The organism is Thermolongibacillus altinsuensis, assembly GCF_004341205.1.
Taxonomy (GTDB): Bacteria; Bacillota; Bacilli; order Bacillales; family Anoxybacillaceae; genus Thermolongibacillus; species Thermolongibacillus altinsuensis.
In genome coordinates, this window is record NZ_SLUL01000012.1 from 21408 (window position 1) to 40301 (window position 18894).

Below are 18894 nucleotides of genomic sequence, written 5' to 3' on the forward strand. Positions count from 1 at the left end.
TTAGAGAAGATTGAATTTTCCTTTTTTCGCTACAAGCGTTGGACCGCCAATTAAATATAGGGCACGGTTGTCAATCATTTTCTTCATGAAGCTTGCTTTTGTTCCCCAAATTTTCTTACCGAATACCACGCCAATCGCATCATCGTGTCCAAGCGAACAAACAGTTCCTTTGATATCTGGTTTAAACGGCTGAAGTTCACCTTGTCCGCGAATGAGCACAGCTAAGTTCTTCGCACATGTTTCTCCTTGCTGCATCGCAATTTGCGCAGTTGGTGGATATGGACGATTTGTTTCTTCATTAATAATTAACGCGCAGTCACCAACAATAAATACATCGTCATAACCTGGCGCGCGCAAGAACGGGTCGACTTTTACACGACCGCGCATCGCTTCAAAACCAGACTCGTCAATGACATGGTTACCGCGCACACCCGCTGCCCAAACGACCGTACCAGCTTTAATTTCCTCAACTTGATCATCTTTCGCAACGATAATTCCTTCTGGCGTGCATTCTTTAATCGCTGTACCAACTTTGAATTCGACACCTTTTTTCTCTAATACATTTACCGCATATTCAACAAGTTCAGGATCAAATCCAGGAAGCACAGTTGGAGCGGCTTCCACACAGATAATACGCACTTTATCTGGATCCACATCATATTCACGGCAAAGTTCAGGAACGCGGTCTACAAGTTCGCCAAGGAACTCAATACCTGTGAATCCAGCACCACCAACAACAATCGTTAAGCGCTCCTCACGTTTTTCTTCTTCTGTGCTATACGTCGCAAATTGATATTCAATGTGCTCGCGAATTTGACGAGCAGCATTGACGTTTGCGATCGCAAATGCATATTCTTTCAAACCTTTAATTCCAAACGTCTCGGATTCAAAACCAAGCGCAACAACTAAATAATCGTACGTCAATTCGCCATTATCTTGCAAAAGCACACGCTTTTCTTGCGGAACAATTTTGACAACCGTATCTTGAATGAATTGAACTTTGTTGCGGTCAATCACATCCACAATTGGATAACGGACACGGTCGTGATGCAGCGTACCTGCTGCCGCTTCATGTAACCATGTTGATTCGTAATGGTAATCATATTTGTTCACTAAAATAATGTTTGCTTCATTGACGCCCACCATCTTTTGTAGGCGTGTCACCGTCATAAGACCACCGTAACCAGCACCTAGAACAACAACATTTGGCTTCTTCAAGTGAATCACTTCCACCTTTTCTTAATTTTTTGTTTGTTTAGCTTCTGCTCTTTGCAATTTTTTATCATTTCAAAAGTTTGTGAATTCATTCACGAATAATCTCAAAAAAATACAATAATTTGTAAAAAAATTGTCATAAAATCTTAACAATCTTTCTACTTTAACATCTTATTCTTTTTTTTAATGTTTTTCAAGAGGAAAAACTCATTTTTTAAACTTCCTTTTTCCCAAAACGACATGTCCGAATTTTCGAAATAGGAGACGATATTCTCTTATTTTTATGGTATGATAAATGTATGAAAAATTACCTGTTTAGGAGGAATAGACGTGAAAGAAGATCAAAAAGTGTATGATATTACGATTATTGGCGGTGGACCAGTAGGCATGTTCACAGCATTTTACGGCGGCATGCGGCAAGCGAGCGTCAAAATTATTGAAAGCCTTCCACAGCTAGGTGGTCAATTATCTGCTCTTTATCCTGAAAAATACATATATGACGTAGCAGGATTCCCGAAAATTCGCGCCCAACAATTAATTGACAATTTAAAAGAACAAATGTCGAAATTTAACCCAACGATTTGTCTAGAACAATCCGTTGAGAAGCTTGAAAAGTTAGAAGACGGGACATTTAAATTAACAACCAATAAAGAAATTCACTATTCAAAAGCAGTCATTATTACCGCTGGAAACGGTGCATTTCAGCCGCGTCGTTTAGAATTAGAGAACGCTGCGCAATACGAAGGAAAAAATCTGCACTATTTTGTCGATAACTTAAATAAATTCGCCGGACAAAAAGTGCTCGTATGCGGCGGCGGAGATTCCGCGGTTGACTGGGCGCTTATGCTCGAGCCGATCGCTGAAAAAGTAACGATCGTTCACCGCCGTGATAAATTCCGCGCTCATGAACATAGCGTTGAAAACTTAATGAAATCCTCTGTTGAAGTGAAAACACCGTTTGTTCCAGTTGAACTCATCGGCGATGAAGATCGTATTAAACAAGTTGTACTTGAGGAAGTGAAAACAGGAAAACGCGAAACGATCGATGTCGATGCGGTCATCGTCAACTACGGATTCGTTTCTTCGCTTGGTCCAATTAAAGAATGGGGCTTGGAAATTGAGAAAAACTCCATTAAGGTCAACTCAAAAATGGAAACGAATATTCCTGGTGTGTACGCAGCAGGGGATATTTGTACATATGAAGGAAAAGTAAAACTAATCGCTTGCGGCTTTGGAGAAGCTCCAACAGCTGTCAACAATGCCAAAGCATACATCGATCCAAACGCAAAAGTACAGCCGCTTCACTCTACTTCTATGTTTGAATAAAAAAGGGTGCCAACGCGCACCCTTTTTTTCAATGTTCTAAAGGAGGATCCGCAACCGCAAGAAGCAATCGCATTCGAATTGTTGATCGTGAATCCGCCGTTATGTTTAGCAGATTTTCCTATCATCAACCACTGAATTGCATTTGACTCCGTACTTTGCCCACAAGTAACTCATTTTTATTCTCCGCACCTTCCATTTATCACAGTTATTCCCATCTTTATTTTTGTCAAAAATATAAAAACTAAGGGTGTAAAAATACTACCTTTAGGAGGTGTTACGATTGATAAAGAAAATGACTGGCTTTCTCGCAGCTTTTTTCCTAGTAATGGGACTTACAGCGTGCAACGCAATGGATACAGGCCGTAATGACAATGATGATAATGAAAACATGGATATTTCAGCTTCGTATACATCGCTATCAAGCGACAACTATCCTTATACAAGAGCCGTACTGGTCCAAGATGCAAAGTACAAATTTGTCCAAATAGACCCTAGACAAGCAGCTGAGTGGCAAGCAAGAATTCAGCAACAATTGAATCAGCAGAGAAGACAATATACAATGCCACCAAATCAAATACAAACGCCAACACAACAGCAACAAACGCAAAGGCCAATACAACAGCAACCAACTCAACCTAGACAGCAGGCACCGACTCAGCAACAACAAACTCAGCCTTCCGCAGGGATCAGTCAATATGCTCAACAAGTCATTGACTTAACGAACAGAGAAAGAGCTCGAGCGGGCCTTCCTGCTTTAAGAGCGGATACTCAGCTAAGTGCTGTGGCTCAAAGGAAATCCCAGGATATGCAACAAAACCATTATTTCTCACATACAAGCCCGACTTATGGTTCTCCATTTGATATGATGAGAAACTTTGGGGTTACTTACAAAACAGCGGGTGAAAACATTGCCCAAGGCCAACGTACTCCGCAAGAGGTTGTTACAGCTTGGATGAATAGCCCTGGTCACAGAGCAAACATTTTGAATAGACAATTTACTCACATTGGAGTAGGTTTTGAACAAGCTGGAAAACACTGGACACAAATGTTTATCGGTAAATAATGAATGGATCACAAAATGGGAGCCAAAATATACTTTGGCTCCCATTTTTGAACACATGCCGAATAAGGTTCTTCGGAATTAGCAAGCGAAGTCGCGTCTTTACCCATTAATAACTCACGCTGATGCTGCCGTCATCATGTCTTTCGAATCAATCTTGAAAATTATGTAAATAGAGGTAAATGAGACCAAACTACATTTTTCGATTGAGTGCCGTTCCGGTTAACGCTAAAATCTATATAAGTCGGAATAAAAGGGAGAATGAGACCGGTGCAATACACCATCACAAGGAGCCAATTAATAAAAACAACGGGTTGTCCACAAACTGCATCTGCTGATTGGATTGACGGAACATATTCAGAGTATTTCCGTTTCAAGCGCGAAGGAAAGAACGTACTTCATGATCCGTTTGACGTTTACATACTTGCATTCATTCACAATCAACTTAAAGCAGCTAAGCTTCCGCCCGAAAAAGTTAAAGAAGATCTTGAATCTCTTAACGCACTTCGCTATTTAAAAGAACAATTCACTGAAATCGCTATAATCATTAACCGTCTGCAACTTGCGTCTTTTTATGGCTTTACGTCAAGGCCGACGGACTTATGATGGCTCTTGCACAACCGCGATTGTTACTACAATCCACGGCTCCACGAAGGGGGCACCGCCAATTATGCCGATGAGCTTGCGCACCCGCCCCTATGTGCACGAACGTTCCAAGCACCTTAACGCTAATTCACTCACATTGAAGTAGGTTTTGAACAAACTGGAAAACACTGGACACAAATGTTTATCGGTAAATAATGAATGGATCACAAAATGGGAGCCGAAAGATTCGGCTCCCATTTTTGAACACATATTATATCGCCTATTATATCGCCGTTTAACATTCCTCCGGCTTCCCTGCATTCGTTGCCGTTCTAAAGGAGGAGCCGCAACCGCAAGAAGCAATCGCGTTCGGATTGTTGATCGTGAATCCGCCGCCCATTGCTGCCTCCTTATAGTCAATAACCGTTCCTTTTAAAACGAGTGCGCTTTCGTTATCGACTAAAATGCGGACGCCATGTTGGACCGATTCATGATCTTTTTCCCTTTTTTCATGATCAAAGCCCATCGCATACGAAAGGCCGCTGCATCCTCCACCGTAAACACCGATTCGAAAATAAGCGTTTTCCTCTCCGCTTTCTTTCATCATTTGTTTAATTTGTGATGCCGCTGATTCCGTTAAAATTACAATCTCGCTCATTTTGATTCCTCCTTGTTTAATAATAATAAATTCCTGTACAAATCGTTTCGGCTGGTCCTCTCATAAGCACATTTCCTTCTTCCGTCCAAGTGATATATAAATCGCCTCCAGCCAAATGGACCACGGTTTCTTTATTCCGTTTTGTTTTTCCATTTAAAACGGAAGCAACCACGGCTGCACAAGCTCCTGTTCCGCATGCTTGCGTCACTCCTGAACCGCGCTCCCAAACGCGAAAATGAAGCTCATCATCGCTCACGACTTCCACAAATTCAACATTAATTCCTTCTGGAAAACGCTCATCCTTTTCAACAATTGGGCCGAGCGTGGTCACCGGAGCATGATCAATATTTTCTACGTAAAATATCGCATGCGGATTTCCCATTGATACCCCTGTCATTCGATAGGTTTTCCCCGCAAATTCAATTTCTTCATTCACAATCATATCATTCTCGTTTCCAACCATCGGCAAATCTTTACGATATAAACGAGGTTCCCCCATATCAACGGTTACACTTGTCACTTTTCCATTCTCGACAAAAACTTCCGCCTGAACGAGCCCAGATAACGTTTCAATGAAAAATGTTTTGTCTTTAACGATTCCATGCTCATATGCATATTTAGCCACACAACGAAGTCCGTTTCCGCAATTTTTTCCTTCGGATCCATCGCTATTAAAAATGCGCATTTTTACCGGTGCTACATCAGAAGGACAGATTAAGATTAATCCATCAGAGCCGATCCCTGTGTGAACATTCGACACGTTGACCGCAATTTCAGACAATTTCTCCTCTTCTAGTTGCTCCTCAAACATATTGACATAAATATAACTATTCCCTAACCCATGCATTTTTGTAAACGCAAAACTTCTCATAAGCGCCTCCAACATTTTCTTTTGCTTTGAGTATACCGATAATAAAACATGGTGACAATATATATATCCCCCAAACCGTAAAAGCTTCTTCTTCATTGAAAAGCTTTTGCGGGTTTTTTTGTGAAAAATGTATGTTATTAACCAAAAGTCATAGAACGTTTATCACAAAAAAGTAGTATAATAGAACCAGGATTATCACAATAAAAAAACAATCAACATCAAGAGGTAGGAGAACGATGGACGTTTTATATGACCGCAACGTAACATGTCTTGTTTGTAAAAAAAACTATACGACAAAAAAAGTACGCTCTCGTTTTATTCGTCCCATTCGGCACGATACAGATTTTTGTTCCTATTATGAAAGCGAAGAAACCAATCCGCTTTTATATTATGTTCATGTTTGCCCGCATTGCGGCTTTGCAGCGACGGAAGAATTTTCACCTTATTTTCCGCCAACGACGCTAGAAACGATTGAAAAGCAAATTTGTGCCCAGTGGTCTGGGAAAAATTACGGAGGAAAACGAACATTTCAAGAGGCAACCAATACATATAAACTCGGCATCTATTCTGCTACATTAAAAAAAGAAAAGCATATTACAATCGCAGGATTATATATACGTCTCGCTTGGTTATACCGTTCTAAAGAAATGAAAGCTGAAGAAGAGCGGTTTATGCGCCTAGCGTTAGAAGAATACCTCGCCTCTTATCAAACGGATGATTTCGCCCATACACATATGTCTGAAGTGCGCCTTCTTTATTTAATCGGAGAGTTGTATCGCCGCTTAAATAATGAAAAACAGGCGATTTTGTATTTTTCAAAAGTCATCGGCAAACGAAATGAAACGATCGAAAAAGGAATTGTCAACATGGCTTACGAGCGTTGGCAAGAAATTCGCGAAGCTCGCCAAGAATAAAAGGGCACGCTTCTGTGTGCCCCTTTAAAACATTGGGTTCTCTTCTAAATATTCGTACACTCGCTCCACTAACTCCTCCGCTGTTTCCGCAGTCACTACATCCCCGTTGACCAACGCAAACAGCGATTGAGCACATTTTCCGCAGTATCCTAAACAGCCGTATTCGATAATATCTAAATTTGGATCTTTTTCGAGCTTTTCTAGAGCGCGTTGAGATCCATTAGCTAAATTGCTTATACAAAATTCAACGATTGGTTTAATCAAAACCGTCACCTCTATATCATTTTCTCAATCTTATTATTATATCATTTTTCAAAAACAATATGTAACATTTATTGAGATCTTCCCGGTTTATTATCACTCTTTTTCGAAAAATTGTTGTTATTTTGTCACAATTTCGCTATACTTTTAATGGCGAATTTGAGTGAATTTTAATAAAAGGGGAAAGCTTCCATGAGAAACCTCGTACTGCTCGGTGGCGGATACGGAAATATGCGCATTTTGCTCCGCCTACTTCCAAACAATTTACCAGAAAATGTACAAATTACCCTTGTTGATCGTGTTCCTTATCACTGTTTAAAAACAGAATATTATGCGCTTGCTGCTGGAACCATTAGCGACCAGCATATTCGTGTTCCTTTTCCTGAACATCCTCGCCTTCAATACGTTTTCGGCGAAGTGACTGAAATCGATTTACAACATAAGGTTGTTCATCTGCAAGATGGCACTCGCATCTCTTACGATGATTTAGTCATCGGCTTAGGCTGCGAGGATAAGTATCATAATATACCAGGCGCAGACGTTTTTACTTATAGCATCCAAACCATTGATAAAGCAAGAGAAACGTATCAAAAGCTGAACAATCTTCCGCCAAATAGCATCGTTGGCATTGTTGGAGCGGGCTTAAGCGGTGTCGAATTAGCAAGCGAGCTCGTCGAAAGCCGGCCAGATTTACACGTAAAACTATTCGATCGCGGCAAACGAATTTTATCCATGTTTCCAGAACGATTAAGCAATTATGTCGAGAATTGGTTTGATTCGCATGGCGTCGAAATTATTCGGGAATCCAACATCACAAAAGTGGAAGAACATACCGTGTTTAACCATGGCCAACCGATTCATTGCGATGCCATTGTATGGACCGCAGGCGTTCAGCCAAACAAAGTTGTTCGTAAGATGAATGTCGAAAAAGATGCACAAGGACGAGTGGTTTTAACACCTCGTCATCACATTCCTGGTTATGAAAACGTATACGTTGTCGGGGACTGCGCAAGTCTTCCGCACGCACCAAGCGCCCAACTTGCAGAAGGCCAAGCCGAACAAATCGTTCAAGTGCTTCAAAAGCGGTGGAAAGGGGAAGAGCCTCCTAGCGAATTCCCGCCAATTAAACTAAAAGGCATTCTTGGCTCTCTCGGCAAAAAACATGGATTTGGCTTAGTCGCTGACCGTCCGTTGACCGGTCGCGTTCCTCGACTGTTAAAATCGGGCGTTCTTTGGATGTATAAATATCACAATGGTTATTAATGATCCTTGGTGAATGCGAAGGAATCATTCAACAAGTATGGAAACGTCCACAAAGAAAGCGAAAAATGCTCGTTTGAGGCTAAACAAGAAAAGGGCAAGATTTCTCGCCCTTTTCACGATTTATATCCATATTTCTCCATCTCTTCGTAAATGGTTTTTAACTTCGGATTCCCTTCACCGACGATTTTTCCTTCAATGACGACAACAGGATAAAACAAATCTTCATCGATCACCTTCTGAGCAAACCGTTTCTTCTCTTCCTCTTCTGGTGGATTAAAAATATCGATGTATGAAATGCGAAACGATTGATTTGGATATTTTCGCGAAATAGCCGCTTCTAGCCATTCATATGTTTCTTTTGCTGACGGCAATTGAACGCAAGAAGCGCAAACGGTTTCAGCACCGTACACACATATTTCAATTGTTTTCATCCTCATCCCCCTTCCATGGCTGGAAAAAAGTTAAGCCGTGTCAATAGATTTTTTTCTTTATCATGATTATAATAAAGTTAACGAAAGGAGTCGATTGAAATGTCAGATCAAGATATCAAACAACAAGTACAAGAAGTATTAGACAAACTTCGCCCATTTTTGCTTCGCGACGGCGGAGATTGCGAATTAGTCGATGTTGAGGATGGCGTTGTCAAACTTCGCCTTCTTGGCGCATGCGGAAGCTGCCCAAGCTCAACCATTACGCTCAAAGCTGGAATTGAGCGCGCGTTGTTAGAAGAAGTGCCTGGCGTCGTTGAAGTAGAGCAAGTATTTTAAAAAATAGGCTAGCTTTCTTTGGAAAGCTAGCCTATTTTTCTAATGCCATTTTATATAATCGACTTCCCTGTGTTTCAACAGATAGCTGCTCAACTTGGTGAGTTGGAAACATCGTTGCAAGCTTTTCATATAAACGAGCACCATTCCCTTTTTCCGCAAAGCAAATGACCGTTGGACCTGCTCCACTTAACGCCACTCCAAACGCTCCATGTTGTTTTGCCACTGCCCGAACGCTGTCAAGCTCAGGAACAAGCGGAGAGCGATAAGGTTGATGAAACAAATCAAGATCCATCATTTTTCCTGCTAACTCCCAATTTCCCATCAATAACGCAGCGACTAATACGTTGCTCACAGCGCTTGCTTCAACCGCATAAGAGCGAGAAAATTCATTTGGTAGCACATTTCGCGCTTTTTTTGTCTCCATTTCATAAGGAGGGATCACGACAACAAGATCTAAATCAATCATCGGAACATGGACAACATCTGTTTCATCTTGGCGGTGGCTGCCGATCACAAGCCCGCCATATAGCGATGCTCCAACATTGTCAGGATGCCCTTCATACTCGCTAGCAAATCTTAGCTTCTCTTGCTGTGACAAGCAAAGACCTCCAAGCTCATTCGCCAACTCAATTCCTGCCACGATCGCCGCTGCGCTGCTTCCAAGCCCGCGTGTAAAAGGAATATTGCTATAAACATAAACAAGACACGGAGGAAGCTCTACGTCGTATTGTTTCGCCAGCTTGTCTGCCACTTTGAAAATCAAATTTTCTTTTCCCGTTGGAATCTCTTTCACTTCGTCTGTTTTCGGAACAAACTCCCACTTGTTGCTCAACATCACTTCCAATGTTAAATAACGTGAAACAGCTAGACCGATGGAATCGAATCCCGGGCCTAGATTCGCCGTACTAGCAGGAACAACGATTTTTAACATCTCTCCTTCTCTCACTGAAAAACAACCCCTTGAATGTGGGAAAACACGACTTTTTCATCATTTGGCAACACGATTGGCTGAATCGATGTCGCCTCCATTGCCACCGTCGGATCTTTTAAGCCATTTCCCGTTAAAACGGCAACCACTCGACTTCCTTTCGCAATTTCTCCACTTTTCCGTTGTTTGATCACTCCAGCAATCGACGCGCATGAAGCGGGTTCAGCAAAAACGCCCTCTTCGCGCGCAAGCAAACGATACGCTTCTAAAATTTCTTCATCTGATACTTCATCGATCTTCCCATTTGATTCATGGACAGCGCGAACCGCATGTTCCCAGCTTGCTGGATTACCGATGCGAATGGCCGTTGCGATCGTTTCAGGATTTTCAATGACCTGATTCCGAACGATTGCCGCCGCTCCTTCTGCTTCAAATCCGCGCATTTGCGGAAGCCCCGTACGGTGTTTTTCGTGATATTCTTTAAACCCTTTCCAATAAGCGGTAATATTTCCAGCGTTTCCGACTGGAATCGCTAATACATCCGGTGCTTGCCCAAGCTGTTCACAAATTTCAAAAGCGGCTGTTTTTTGTCCTTCGATTCGATATGGATTAACAGAGTTTACAAGCGTGATTGGAGCGATTTCACTTAAGCGTCGCACCATCTTTAACGCGTGATCAAAATTTCCTTGAATCGCAAAAATTTCTGCGCCGTACATCACTGCTTGTGCCAACTTGCCCAACGCGATCTTGCCATCTGGAATGACGATGATGCATCGCATCTTTGCTCTCGCTGCATAAGCGGCTGCGGCAGCAGAGGTATTTCCAGTCGAAGCACAAATAATCGTGTTGCTTCCTTCCTCTTTTGCTTTGGCGACCGCCATGACCATCCCGCGATCTTTGAACGAACCTGTCGGATTGGCACCTTCCGTTTTAACATAAAGCTCAATCCCGAGCTTCTCGGACAGATGCGGAAGGGGAATAAGCGGCGTATTCCCTTCATTTAGCGATAAAGGCGGCGTATTGTCCGTCACAGGCAAATAGTCGCGATAATGATGAATAAGACCTTTCCACATTATAAAACACCGTCCCCTTCCACACGATACGAACTTTTCACTTCAGCAACCACTTCCAAATCACGCAATTGTTGCAATACTTCTTCATAGTCTTTGAGCGACGCTTTATGTGTGACGAGTACAATTTCTGCTAAATCCTTCTCTTTTAATGGCAATTGTAAAATCTTCTCAAAACTTACCCCGCGTTCAGAAAAGAGCGATGTGATTTTGGCAAAGGCACCGACTTGATCTTTGACATGAATGCGCAAAAAATATTTCGAGAAAATTTCGCTATTCGTTTTTAACTTCTTATTATACTGCGGCATGACGGCACTTCTTCCATTTACCCCAAGGCGCATATTTTTCATGACAGCAACTAAATCCGATACGACCGCCGTCGCTGTTGGCAAACTGCCTGCCCCAGGCCCGTAAAACATCGTCTCGCCAACCGCTTCACCGTAAACATAAACCGCATTGTACTCATCATTCACGGAGGCCAACGGATGTGAATCCGGCAATAACGTTGGCTGCACGCTCACTTCTACTTTCTCGCCGTCGCGATGAGCCATGCCGATGAGCTTCATTGTATAGCCTAATCGTTTGCTGTAATTCAAATCTTCTTCCGTAATCCCTGTAATTCCTTTAACATACACGTCTTGTAAATCGATATTCATCGAAAAACCTAAGCGGGCCAAAATGGCCATTTTGCGTGCCGCATCCAATCCTTCGACATCGGAAGTCGGGTCCGCTTCCGCATAGCCGAGCGCTTGCGCCTCCGCCAATACTTCTTCATACGCACGGCCGTACTTGCTCATTTTCGTTAAAATGTAGTTGGTTGTTCCGTTGACAATTCCCATCATCTTTGTAATGCGATCGGATGCTAATCCATCCACAAGGCTGCGCAAAATTGGAATTCCTCCTGCCACGCTCGCTTCATAAAATAAATCGCAGCCATTTTCCGATGCGACGGCTAGCAACTCGGTTCCATATAGCGCCATTAAATCTTTGTTTGCCGTTACAACATGTTTTCCGTTTTTTAATGCTGTCAACAAATATTGACGCGTTTCTTCGACTCCGCCCATAACTTCGATAACAACATCGATATCAGGATCCTGAATGACCTCATTGACATCTGTCGTTAACAACGATGAATCCAATTGAACTTCACGCTTTTTATATAAATCTCTAACTAATACTTTTTTTATTTTCACTGGGCAGCCCACTTGGTGAATGAGCTGATCTTGATGATTTTCAATAATTTTCACGACGCCGCTGCCAACCGTTCCTAATCCTAAAAGTCCTACTGAAACGTGCTTTGCCATCCTCTCCACCCCTTGTGTTTATCTGTAATAAACATTTGTTTTTGTATAGTAGACATTATAGAGGATATCCATCGTTTTTACAATCCTCATTTTTACTATCATACCATTTGAAAGCTCTTTATGTCTTATTTTTCTAAAAAATTAAAAATGGAGCCGCTTAACGGCTCCATTTCCATTCCTCATTGACGAGTGTTTCTGGATGTTCTCCTTGTAAAACAGCCATAATATTCCGGCAGCATAAATCCATCATCGCCAAGCGCGTTTCTGTACTTGCGCTGCCGATGTGCGGCAAAGCCACCACATTTTTTAATTTTAATAAAGGATGGGTTGGATCGATTGGTTCTTGGACGAAAACATCCAATCCAGCAGCAGCAATTTCTCCGTGAACGAGCGCCTCATACAGCGCTTCTTCATCGACAACCGCACCGCGAGCAGCATTCACAAAAATCGCGGATTTTTTCATCATTCGAAACGCTTCTCGATCGAACATTCGGTACGTCTCTTTTGTGAGCGGCGTGAGACATACAACGAAATCTGAGCGCTTTAACAACTCTTCAAACGAACAATACACAGCTCCCAATGTCTGTTCAGCCTCGACGTTTCGCGAACGATTATGGTATAAAATTTCCATATCAAAGCCTTTTGCCCGCTTCGCCACGGCTTGACCAATTTTTCCCATTCCTACAATTCCAATCGTTTTATGGTGAACGTCATGTCCGGCTAAAAGAAGCGGACTCCAACTTTTCCATTCTCCAGCTTTGACAAACTCTGCTGCTTCAATGAGTCGTCTTGCCGTCGCCAAAAGAAGAGCAAACGTTAAATCAGCGGTTGTATCTGTTAACACATCAGGCGTATTGCAAACGGCGATCCCTTTTTCTGTTGCTGCTTGAATATCGATATTATCAAAGCCGACCGCTAAATTGGCGATGACTTTTAATGTTTCGCTCGATTCTATTACTTCGCGATCGATTCGATCCGACAGCATCGTTAGTAACGCATCCGCTTTTTTCGCTTCCTCCAAAAGCACATCTCGAGGAACAGCGATATCCTCATGTGGCCACATATGAACGTTATACTTTTCCCGTAGTGGCGCGATTGCTTCTTCAGGTAGTTTTCTCGTAATAAAGACGTATGGTTGATTCATTGCTTCGACCCCTTTCGCAACCAAAAAATGTCACAATGTAATTTTACCATAAAAAGATTCATTTTTTCTTTTTTTCGCTTACATTAGTTTTTCAGCCAATGAATGGTAGGAAGATGAAAGCTCATTGCACGATGTTTCAACAAGTCATGAAAACGACCTAAACAACGCTCGTATTCATTTGTTTTGTCCAAGATGTTATAAAGCTCGATTTCGTATCTTTTCCGTTCCCTTTCATCTTTTGCTAAGTAGTATCCTTCGACACATTCAAAATAATGAAGCGGAAATAGCAAACGAGCATAGATTAACCGCCAAGAAAAACGACTGAGCGGACTGATTCGTTCATAGTCGCTCAAAAACGAATGAATCTCTGCTTCATCGCTCGAATGCAGCCATTGCTCGCGAATCCACTCGCTTAGATCGCGCGCGCAGTGATCATATACCCAATCAAGCGGAATTTTTACAATCATGTCTTCCCATATAGAAGAACGAAAGCGATGGTGACAAATCGTTGCTGAATCAACAGGTTGCGGGAAATCATCTAATTCTGTATCGACTAAATATTGAATGGCATTTTCTGTTAGACCTAAATAGTATGGAAATGATTCAAAAAACTGTTTGTCAAACTCATTTTCTGGATGTTTTTTCATTTTATTTTTCCAAAACTGTTCAAGTTGATCTAAGCGACGGCTCCATAAATCCTTCCACTCCCCGATGCGCTTGTGAAACTGAACGGGATAAGGATAGGTTCGACCGCGTTGATGAAGTTTCGCAAGCTCTTTAGCCATTTGTTTATTTCTTTCATGTACAGATCCTTTCCAAAGCGTGACCGTTTCTCCATTCACCTTTCCTACCATATTTCCTGAACGTGTCGGCAAGAGTGAAGCAACGGTATGATCTCCTTTCATAAGCAAATACGTTCCCATTTGCCAAAGTTCCTGCAATTCCATTTCGGATTCTGTTGTTGGTGCGATGATATATAAAGCATTGCCTTGAGTAAACGTCCTATAGCGTGCTCGGTTTTCGATCTGTCGTACGCGCAATCCATATTGTTGTTCAATCTCTTTGTTCACCTTTCTCCCCCCTCTTTTATCCCATGTATATGACAGAAAAATAAAAAATCTGTATAAAGTTCTTTTCAGAGGCAAAGATGAAAAAAGAGAACGTTTCTTATCTTTTTTACATAAACTTAAACTATGGAAAGTATAATGAATGAAATAACAAGAAATAGGTGAAGCGAATGAAGGAAGAAAAAATGGGCAAGATGGAGCAAATCGCAAGACAATGGCTTGCCGAACGCGGTGTGACCATTGAGGATATTGCGGATTTAGTCTATTATTTACAGTCAAAATACCATCCGAATTTACAAAAAGAAGAATGTATTCATAACGTGAATCGCGTCATCGCAAAGCGTGAAGTACAAAATGCACTATTCACTGGCATTCAGCTTGATCTTTTAGCAGAAAAAGGAATGCTTCATGAACCATTGCAATCATTTATCGCGAAGGATGAGGGATTATATGGGGTCGATGAAATTTTAGCCTTATCAATCGTCAATGTGTACGGATCCATCGGATTTACAAACTACGGATATATTGATAAACAAAAACCAGGCATTTTAAAATACTTAAACGATAAATCAACCGGAAAATGCCATACGTTTTTAGATGATATCGTCGGTGCCATCGCAGCGGCTGCATCGAGCCGGCTCGCTCATCGCGCCGCAAATATAGAATAAGGTGTCTCCTTTTGGAGACACCTTTTTAAATTCGATCCATCCATTCTTTTAATGAATCTACAACATAGGTTGGCTGCTTTTCATATGTCTTTAACATTTCTTTTGTTGTAACACCTGTATGAACGAGCAGCGTATCAATTCCCGCATTCATGCCCGCCATAATATCCGTGTCATAATTATCGCCGATCATTAATGTTTCTTCTTTTGGTACACCAAGCACTTCAAGCGCTTGTTCCATAATAATCTTTTCTGGTTTTCCGATAAAAATTGGTTTTGTTTGCGTTGACACAGCCACAACAGACGTAAGTGAACCGTTTCCTGGCAGCAATCCTCGCTCCGTCGGAATCGCAATATCGCCATTGGTTGAAATGAATGTCGCACCGTTGCGAACGGCTAAACAAGCAATGGCCAATTTCTCATAGTTAATGCTTCGGTCAATTCCCATCACAACAAATTCGGCATCTTCATTGGCAAACGTAAACCCTTTTTCTTTAAGCGCTTGGCGAATGCCGTCTTCGCCGATCACATAAACCGTAGCATCCGGCTTTCGTTCAAAAATATAGTTCGCTGTTGCTTGGCTCGTTGTAAATACTTGATCTTTTGTTGCCGGGATGCCAAACTTACGCAATTTCTCTGCTACTTGTTCAGGTGTCCGTGACGAATTATTTGTCACGAACAAATAAGGAATTCCTTTTTCATGAAGTACTTGAACGAATGCACAAGCCTCTTCAATTCGCTCTGTGCCTCGATACATTGTTCCATCTAGGTCAATTAAATAGCCTTTATACGTTTTCACGACCCACACTCCCTTTGAAAACATGCACGTTTCAAACTTTAGCGCAAACCGTCTTTGTTGTCAAAAAATGAACGGGAGTGTTCAATGATTGTTCATTTTTTTCGCTTAATATCGTAACGGCACGCATCATCGCCGGCCGCTAAACACGTTTTTGGCACAACCTCCGCTTCATGAATCAACGTTTCAAACAATCCTCGCTCGCATTCGCATGCAATCGGATAAACCTGAGCCAATTCAGCGATCGGACAATTATGTTCCACTAATTCAAATAGATCATCCGACTTTTTTTTCAATTCAGTCATGTAGCCATGCTCGTTCTGTAAATCGACAAGCTCTTTTACTTTTTCTGCAAATGATTTATTTAAAAAATTGGCTTCATACATTCGCTTCATTCGTTCTTGTCGATTTTTAAACAGTTGATCAACCATTTCCTTTCCAGCCATTTGCTCAAGATCTGCCAAAAAGTCGATCATCGTCTGTTGATAATGGCGTGGAAAGCGCTGTTCTCCTTTAGTGGTCAATTCATAAACGTTTGTCGGCCGCCCCAGCGGTTGCCGAACAAGCGTTGTTTGTACTAACTCATCGCGTTCTAATGCGTTTAGATGACGGCGTACAGCCATTTCTGTAATGTTCAGCTGTTTGGCCATCTCACTAACCGTTAAGCGCTTTTGCACCTTTAACATCTTTAAAATTTGCTCTTTTGTGGAAGAGGTCTTTTTTCTCATTGCTTTCACCCTCTTCCATTTTATCCTATTTCCCCTATTGAGACAATTTATAAACAAATTAATTTCGAAAAGCGGAAACAGGACCTAATTCGTTATGCAAATACGTTCGTACTGCATTTGGAAATGATTGAAGAGCAGCTAAATTTTCTCGCAATATGCTGAGCAGCTGTTCGTGCGAAACATGAATATATTGTTGAACGAGATTTTTTCGATGCTGAACAATCGCTTTCAATTGTTTTGCTTCTTCCGGACGAATGACCTTTTCATCCGTCAAAATGTCAATAATATCTTCGTAGCTTCCCGGATCACGCATGATGAATCCATCGATCATCGCATTTCCAACATCAATGATCGCTTCGATTAAGACGTGAGCCAATCGCTCTAACGCCAATCTTTCCAGATCGGTTTGAAAGGATGTTTCTTTTTGTAAATAGGTCATCATTTTCTCCATATACTGTAATGTTTCTTCTATTTTTCGCCGATCGACAAAATACATCCCGATCTCCCCTTTATCACGTTTGTTTTCATTTTACCATATGGCGTTCTTTTACACATACGTTCGAAATTTGTTAAGATAAAATGGTAACATCATCAAATGGAGGGATTTCAATGGAAGAAAGACTATTTTTATATGACGATACGGTTGATACGAAAACGCGCTTCGTTAGCTTTGTCGGAAAAAATCAGCGATTCGACTTAGCCATTTTGCATACCGATCGCTTTTATGGAAAATTACTCGTTCTTGATTTACAAAGCAATCGCTTTGCGATTATCGGTTCAGACGACCTCGATGAGCCTGGATATATTGAACATGCTTACGGCTTAAATGAAGAAGATGCGAATGAATTGCGTTCATTTCTTTACGAAATCGTCGGATGAATTTTTGAATCGGTGGAAAACTACGCAAAAAAGAGAGGAAGAACCATCATGACTGAAGAAAAATATAGCGATTTTTCCACCGTCGAAAAGATAAAAAATTTTCTTGTTCCTGAAACGTTTCCAGAAGGTCCATACGGGGCACCACGCGGGAAAGAGGAACCTGTTCAAAATAAAAGCACCCCTTGGCAAAAAGGACAGCGGCATTACAGCGCATTCAACTATGAATATAAATCGCTTCACCAAGACATTCCGCGACAAGATCCTGGATCCCATCCTGTTCATGACGATGAAGAAAAAAGCGGATCATATTGAATAAAAAATAGGTCAGAGCAATCTCTGACCTATTTTTTCACTTTCCGCAACACAAAATAAGCGCAACCAAAATTACAATATTCATACAAATATTCCGAAAGCGTACTAATTTTCGTATCGTACGTTGCTTTTTGATTATGATCGTCAAAAAAACCGCGCAAGCGCAATTGATTGTATCCCCAGTCTCCAACGATGTAATCATATTTATTTAAAATGTCGCTATATCGAGCGCGAAATGCCTCTTCATTAAATCCATTTCTAAAATTTTCCACCAATTCATAACACGTATTATTAATCCAAATCATCGCTCTCACCTCTTCTTTCCACTTTTATCATAAAGCATGTCCGATTCCCAAGCAATCACTATTATGAGCGAAAGAAGATAAGGAATGCTAAAGATAAGGGGGGATTCATTTGCGAAAAACATGGATGGTGATTGGCTTAAGTTTTGCCGCTCTTTTATCGGGTTGTGCTTACGGAATGAATGAATCGAAATCATTGTATGAGCGAAATGGAACAACGATTAATGTTCGAGATCGAAATGATTTATATAACACACAAGGAGTGCGTAATGGAACGGACTCTCGTCTGACCAATTTTGGCTACGTTCGTCACCAAGGAAGTCCAATTCCTGGAAATAGGACTCAATATGGAACAATGCCAACATTAAATCGTGAAAATGTCGCCGACTTAATTAGCAAACTGTGCACGCAATTGCCAAACGTTCATGATGTTGGAACGCTCGTTACCGATGAAGAGGTGCTAATCGTTTACAAAACCGATTCAACGAATCGTTTTGAAACGGCAGATCAAGTGAAAAAGACGGCCATTTCCGTCGTTCCGAGATACTATCATGTGTATGTTTCGGATAACCCGCGCATGTTTCAAGAAATTGAGCGGTATGGCCGTCTAGACTCCAACAGCCGCAATATTGATCAAATCATCGATCCAACGATTAAAGAAATGTTAAAATCGCCGCAAGGGCGTAAGTTGAATAAAGGAGAAAATGAAAACGGCGAAGCAATCGGTGAAATGAACGATCGACTTGATCGCGATTTCCGCAATCGGACAGCGCAATAAC

The 18894-nt window shown here is 41.5% G+C and carries 24 protein-coding genes; 10 read left to right on the top strand and 14 right to left on the bottom strand.

Going from position 1 to position 18894, the window contains the following annotated elements:
• Positions 1 to 1227: an NAD(P)/FAD-dependent oxidoreductase gene (locus EDD69_RS11045; RefSeq protein ID WP_165871776.1), complete on the bottom strand. Its 1227-nt coding sequence runs from the start codon at positions 1225 to 1227 to the stop codon at positions 1 to 3.
• Between the two features lie 318 nt (positions 1228 to 1545).
• Here EDD69_RS11045 and yumC point away from each other — a divergent pair, with 318 nt between their 5' ends.
• The 3 genes from yumC to EDD69_RS11060 all read left to right on the top strand — a co-directional run bounded on the left by yumC (position 1546) and on the right by EDD69_RS11060 (position 4207).
• On the top strand, positions 1546 to 2541 hold the full coding sequence (yumC, locus tag EDD69_RS11050) for a ferredoxin--NADP reductase 2 (RefSeq protein WP_132949019.1): 996 nt from the start codon (positions 1546 to 1548) through the stop codon (positions 2539 to 2541).
• A 280-nt stretch (positions 2542 to 2821) separates the two neighbouring features.
• Positions 2822 to 3604 (top strand): CAP domain-containing protein, encoded by a 783-nt coding sequence (locus tag EDD69_RS11055; RefSeq protein WP_243643102.1) that lies wholly within the window; start codon positions 2822 to 2824, stop codon positions 3602 to 3604.
• A gap of 267 nt (positions 3605 to 3871) precedes the next feature.
• Positions 3872 to 4207 carry a hypothetical protein gene (locus EDD69_RS11060; protein WP_132949020.1) on the top strand — a complete coding sequence of 112 codons (336 nt, stop codon included), beginning with the start codon at positions 3872 to 3874 and terminating at the stop codon, positions 4205 to 4207.
• 274 nt (positions 4208 to 4481) lie between these two features.
• Here the strand turns inward: EDD69_RS11060 and EDD69_RS11065 are convergent, their stop codons facing one another.
• Positions 4482 to 4844, bottom strand: a complete 363-nt coding sequence (locus tag EDD69_RS11065; protein ID WP_132949021.1) for a HesB/IscA family protein — start codon at positions 4842 to 4844, stop codon at positions 4482 to 4484.
• Between the two features lie 16 nt (positions 4845 to 4860).
• On the bottom strand, positions 4861 to 5715 hold the full coding sequence (dapF, locus tag EDD69_RS11070; protein ID WP_132949022.1) for a diaminopimelate epimerase: 855 nt from the start codon (positions 5713 to 5715) through the stop codon (positions 4861 to 4863).
• Between the two features lie 236 nt (positions 5716 to 5951).
• On the opposite strand from dapF, the gene EDD69_RS11075 reads away from it, so the two are divergent.
• Positions 5952 to 6629 (top strand): DUF2225 domain-containing protein, encoded by a 678-nt coding sequence (locus EDD69_RS11075; protein WP_132949023.1) that lies wholly within the window; start codon positions 5952 to 5954, stop codon positions 6627 to 6629.
• A gap of 24 nt (positions 6630 to 6653) precedes the next feature.
• Here EDD69_RS11075 and EDD69_RS11080 read toward each other — a convergent pair whose 3' ends face one another.
• Positions 6654 to 6893 (bottom strand): YuzB family protein, encoded by a 240-nt coding sequence (locus tag EDD69_RS11080; protein WP_132949024.1) that lies wholly within the window; start codon positions 6891 to 6893, stop codon positions 6654 to 6656.
• Positions 6894 to 7082: 189 nt separating this feature from the next.
• On the opposite strand from EDD69_RS11080, the gene EDD69_RS11085 reads away from it, so the two are divergent.
• Positions 7083 to 8153 (top strand): NAD(P)/FAD-dependent oxidoreductase, encoded by a 1071-nt coding sequence (locus EDD69_RS11085; protein WP_132949025.1) that lies wholly within the window; start codon positions 7083 to 7085, stop codon positions 8151 to 8153.
• A 113-nt stretch (positions 8154 to 8266) separates the two neighbouring features.
• Here EDD69_RS11085 and EDD69_RS11090 read toward each other — a convergent pair whose 3' ends face one another.
• The gene (locus EDD69_RS11090; protein WP_132949026.1) at positions 8267 to 8590 is read right to left on the bottom strand and encodes a YuzD family protein; all 324 of its coding nucleotides are present in this window, start codon (positions 8588 to 8590) and stop codon (positions 8267 to 8269) included.
• 93 nt (positions 8591 to 8683) lie between these two features.
• On the opposite strand from EDD69_RS11090, the gene EDD69_RS11095 reads away from it, so the two are divergent.
• Positions 8684 to 8920 carry a NifU family protein gene (locus tag EDD69_RS11095; RefSeq protein WP_044748558.1) on the top strand — a complete coding sequence of 79 codons (237 nt, stop codon included), beginning with the start codon at positions 8684 to 8686 and terminating at the stop codon, positions 8918 to 8920.
• A 31-nt stretch (positions 8921 to 8951) separates the two neighbouring features.
• Here the strand turns inward: EDD69_RS11095 and thrB are convergent, their stop codons facing one another.
• From thrB to yutH, 5 genes are all read right to left on the bottom strand, one after another.
• The gene (thrB, locus tag EDD69_RS11100; protein WP_132949027.1) at positions 8952 to 9866 is read right to left on the bottom strand and encodes a homoserine kinase; all 915 of its coding nucleotides are present in this window, start codon (positions 9864 to 9866) and stop codon (positions 8952 to 8954) included.
• Positions 9863 to 10921: a threonine synthase gene (gene thrC, locus EDD69_RS11105; protein WP_207893280.1), complete on the bottom strand. Its 1059-nt coding sequence runs from the start codon at positions 10919 to 10921 to the stop codon at positions 9863 to 9865. The genes thrB and thrC overlap by 4 nt, the downstream gene beginning before the upstream one ends.
• Positions 10921 to 12222, bottom strand: coding sequence for a homoserine dehydrogenase (locus EDD69_RS11110; RefSeq protein ID WP_132949029.1), 1302 nt, complete (start codon positions 12220 to 12222; stop codon positions 10921 to 10923). The genes thrC and EDD69_RS11110 overlap by 1 nt, the downstream gene beginning before the upstream one ends.
• Before the next feature lie 157 nt (positions 12223 to 12379).
• Positions 12380 to 13366 (bottom strand): 2-hydroxyacid dehydrogenase, encoded by a 987-nt coding sequence (locus tag EDD69_RS11115; RefSeq protein WP_132949030.1) that lies wholly within the window; start codon positions 13364 to 13366, stop codon positions 12380 to 12382.
• An 83-nt stretch (positions 13367 to 13449) separates the two neighbouring features.
• Positions 13450 to 14436 carry a spore coat putative kinase YutH gene (yutH, locus tag EDD69_RS11120; RefSeq protein ID WP_165871777.1) on the bottom strand — a complete coding sequence of 329 codons (987 nt, stop codon included), beginning with the start codon at positions 14434 to 14436 and terminating at the stop codon, positions 13450 to 13452.
• A 167-nt stretch (positions 14437 to 14603) separates the two neighbouring features.
• Between yutH and EDD69_RS11125 the strand changes: the two genes are divergently transcribed.
• Positions 14604 to 15101, top strand: coding sequence for a phosphatidylglycerophosphatase A family protein (locus EDD69_RS11125; protein WP_132949032.1), 498 nt, complete (start codon positions 14604 to 14606; stop codon positions 15099 to 15101).
• A 25-nt stretch (positions 15102 to 15126) separates the two neighbouring features.
• Here EDD69_RS11125 and EDD69_RS11130 read toward each other — a convergent pair whose 3' ends face one another.
• The 3 genes from EDD69_RS11130 to EDD69_RS11140 all read right to left on the bottom strand — a co-directional run bounded on the left by EDD69_RS11130 (position 15127) and on the right by EDD69_RS11140 (position 17118).
• Positions 15127 to 15897 (bottom strand): TIGR01457 family HAD-type hydrolase, encoded by a 771-nt coding sequence (locus EDD69_RS11130; protein ID WP_165871778.1) that lies wholly within the window; start codon positions 15895 to 15897, stop codon positions 15127 to 15129.
• Positions 15898 to 15989: 92 nt separating this feature from the next.
• The gene (locus EDD69_RS11135) at positions 15990 to 16622 is read right to left on the bottom strand and encodes a helix-turn-helix transcriptional regulator (RefSeq protein ID WP_132949034.1); all 633 of its coding nucleotides are present in this window, start codon (positions 16620 to 16622) and stop codon (positions 15990 to 15992) included.
• A gap of 58 nt (positions 16623 to 16680) precedes the next feature.
• The gene (locus EDD69_RS11140; protein WP_132949035.1) at positions 16681 to 17118 is read right to left on the bottom strand and encodes a DUF86 domain-containing protein; all 438 of its coding nucleotides are present in this window, start codon (positions 17116 to 17118) and stop codon (positions 16681 to 16683) included.
• 113 nt (positions 17119 to 17231) lie between these two features.
• Between EDD69_RS11140 and EDD69_RS11145 the strand changes: the two genes are divergently transcribed.
• Both EDD69_RS11145 and EDD69_RS11150 read left to right on the top strand, forming a co-directional pair.
• On the top strand, positions 17232 to 17501 hold the full coding sequence (locus tag EDD69_RS11145) for a DUF3055 domain-containing protein (protein ID WP_132949036.1): 270 nt from the start codon (positions 17232 to 17234) through the stop codon (positions 17499 to 17501).
• A 48-nt stretch (positions 17502 to 17549) separates the two neighbouring features.
• Complete coding sequence (locus EDD69_RS11150) at positions 17550 to 17813, top strand: cytosolic protein (RefSeq protein WP_132949037.1); 264 nt, start codon at positions 17550 to 17552, stop codon at positions 17811 to 17813.
• Positions 17814 to 17842: 29 nt separating this feature from the next.
• Here EDD69_RS11150 and EDD69_RS11155 read toward each other — a convergent pair whose 3' ends face one another.
• Positions 17843 to 18118, bottom strand: a complete 276-nt coding sequence (locus tag EDD69_RS11155; RefSeq protein ID WP_132949038.1) for a YutD family protein — start codon at positions 18116 to 18118, stop codon at positions 17843 to 17845.
• Positions 18119 to 18242: 124 nt separating this feature from the next.
• Here EDD69_RS11155 and EDD69_RS11160 point away from each other — a divergent pair, with 124 nt between their 5' ends.
• Positions 18243 to 18893, top strand: a complete 651-nt coding sequence (locus tag EDD69_RS11160; RefSeq protein ID WP_424565358.1) for a YhcN/YlaJ family sporulation lipoprotein — start codon at positions 18243 to 18245, stop codon at positions 18891 to 18893.
• The last annotated feature ends 1 nt before the right edge of the window (position 18894 follow it).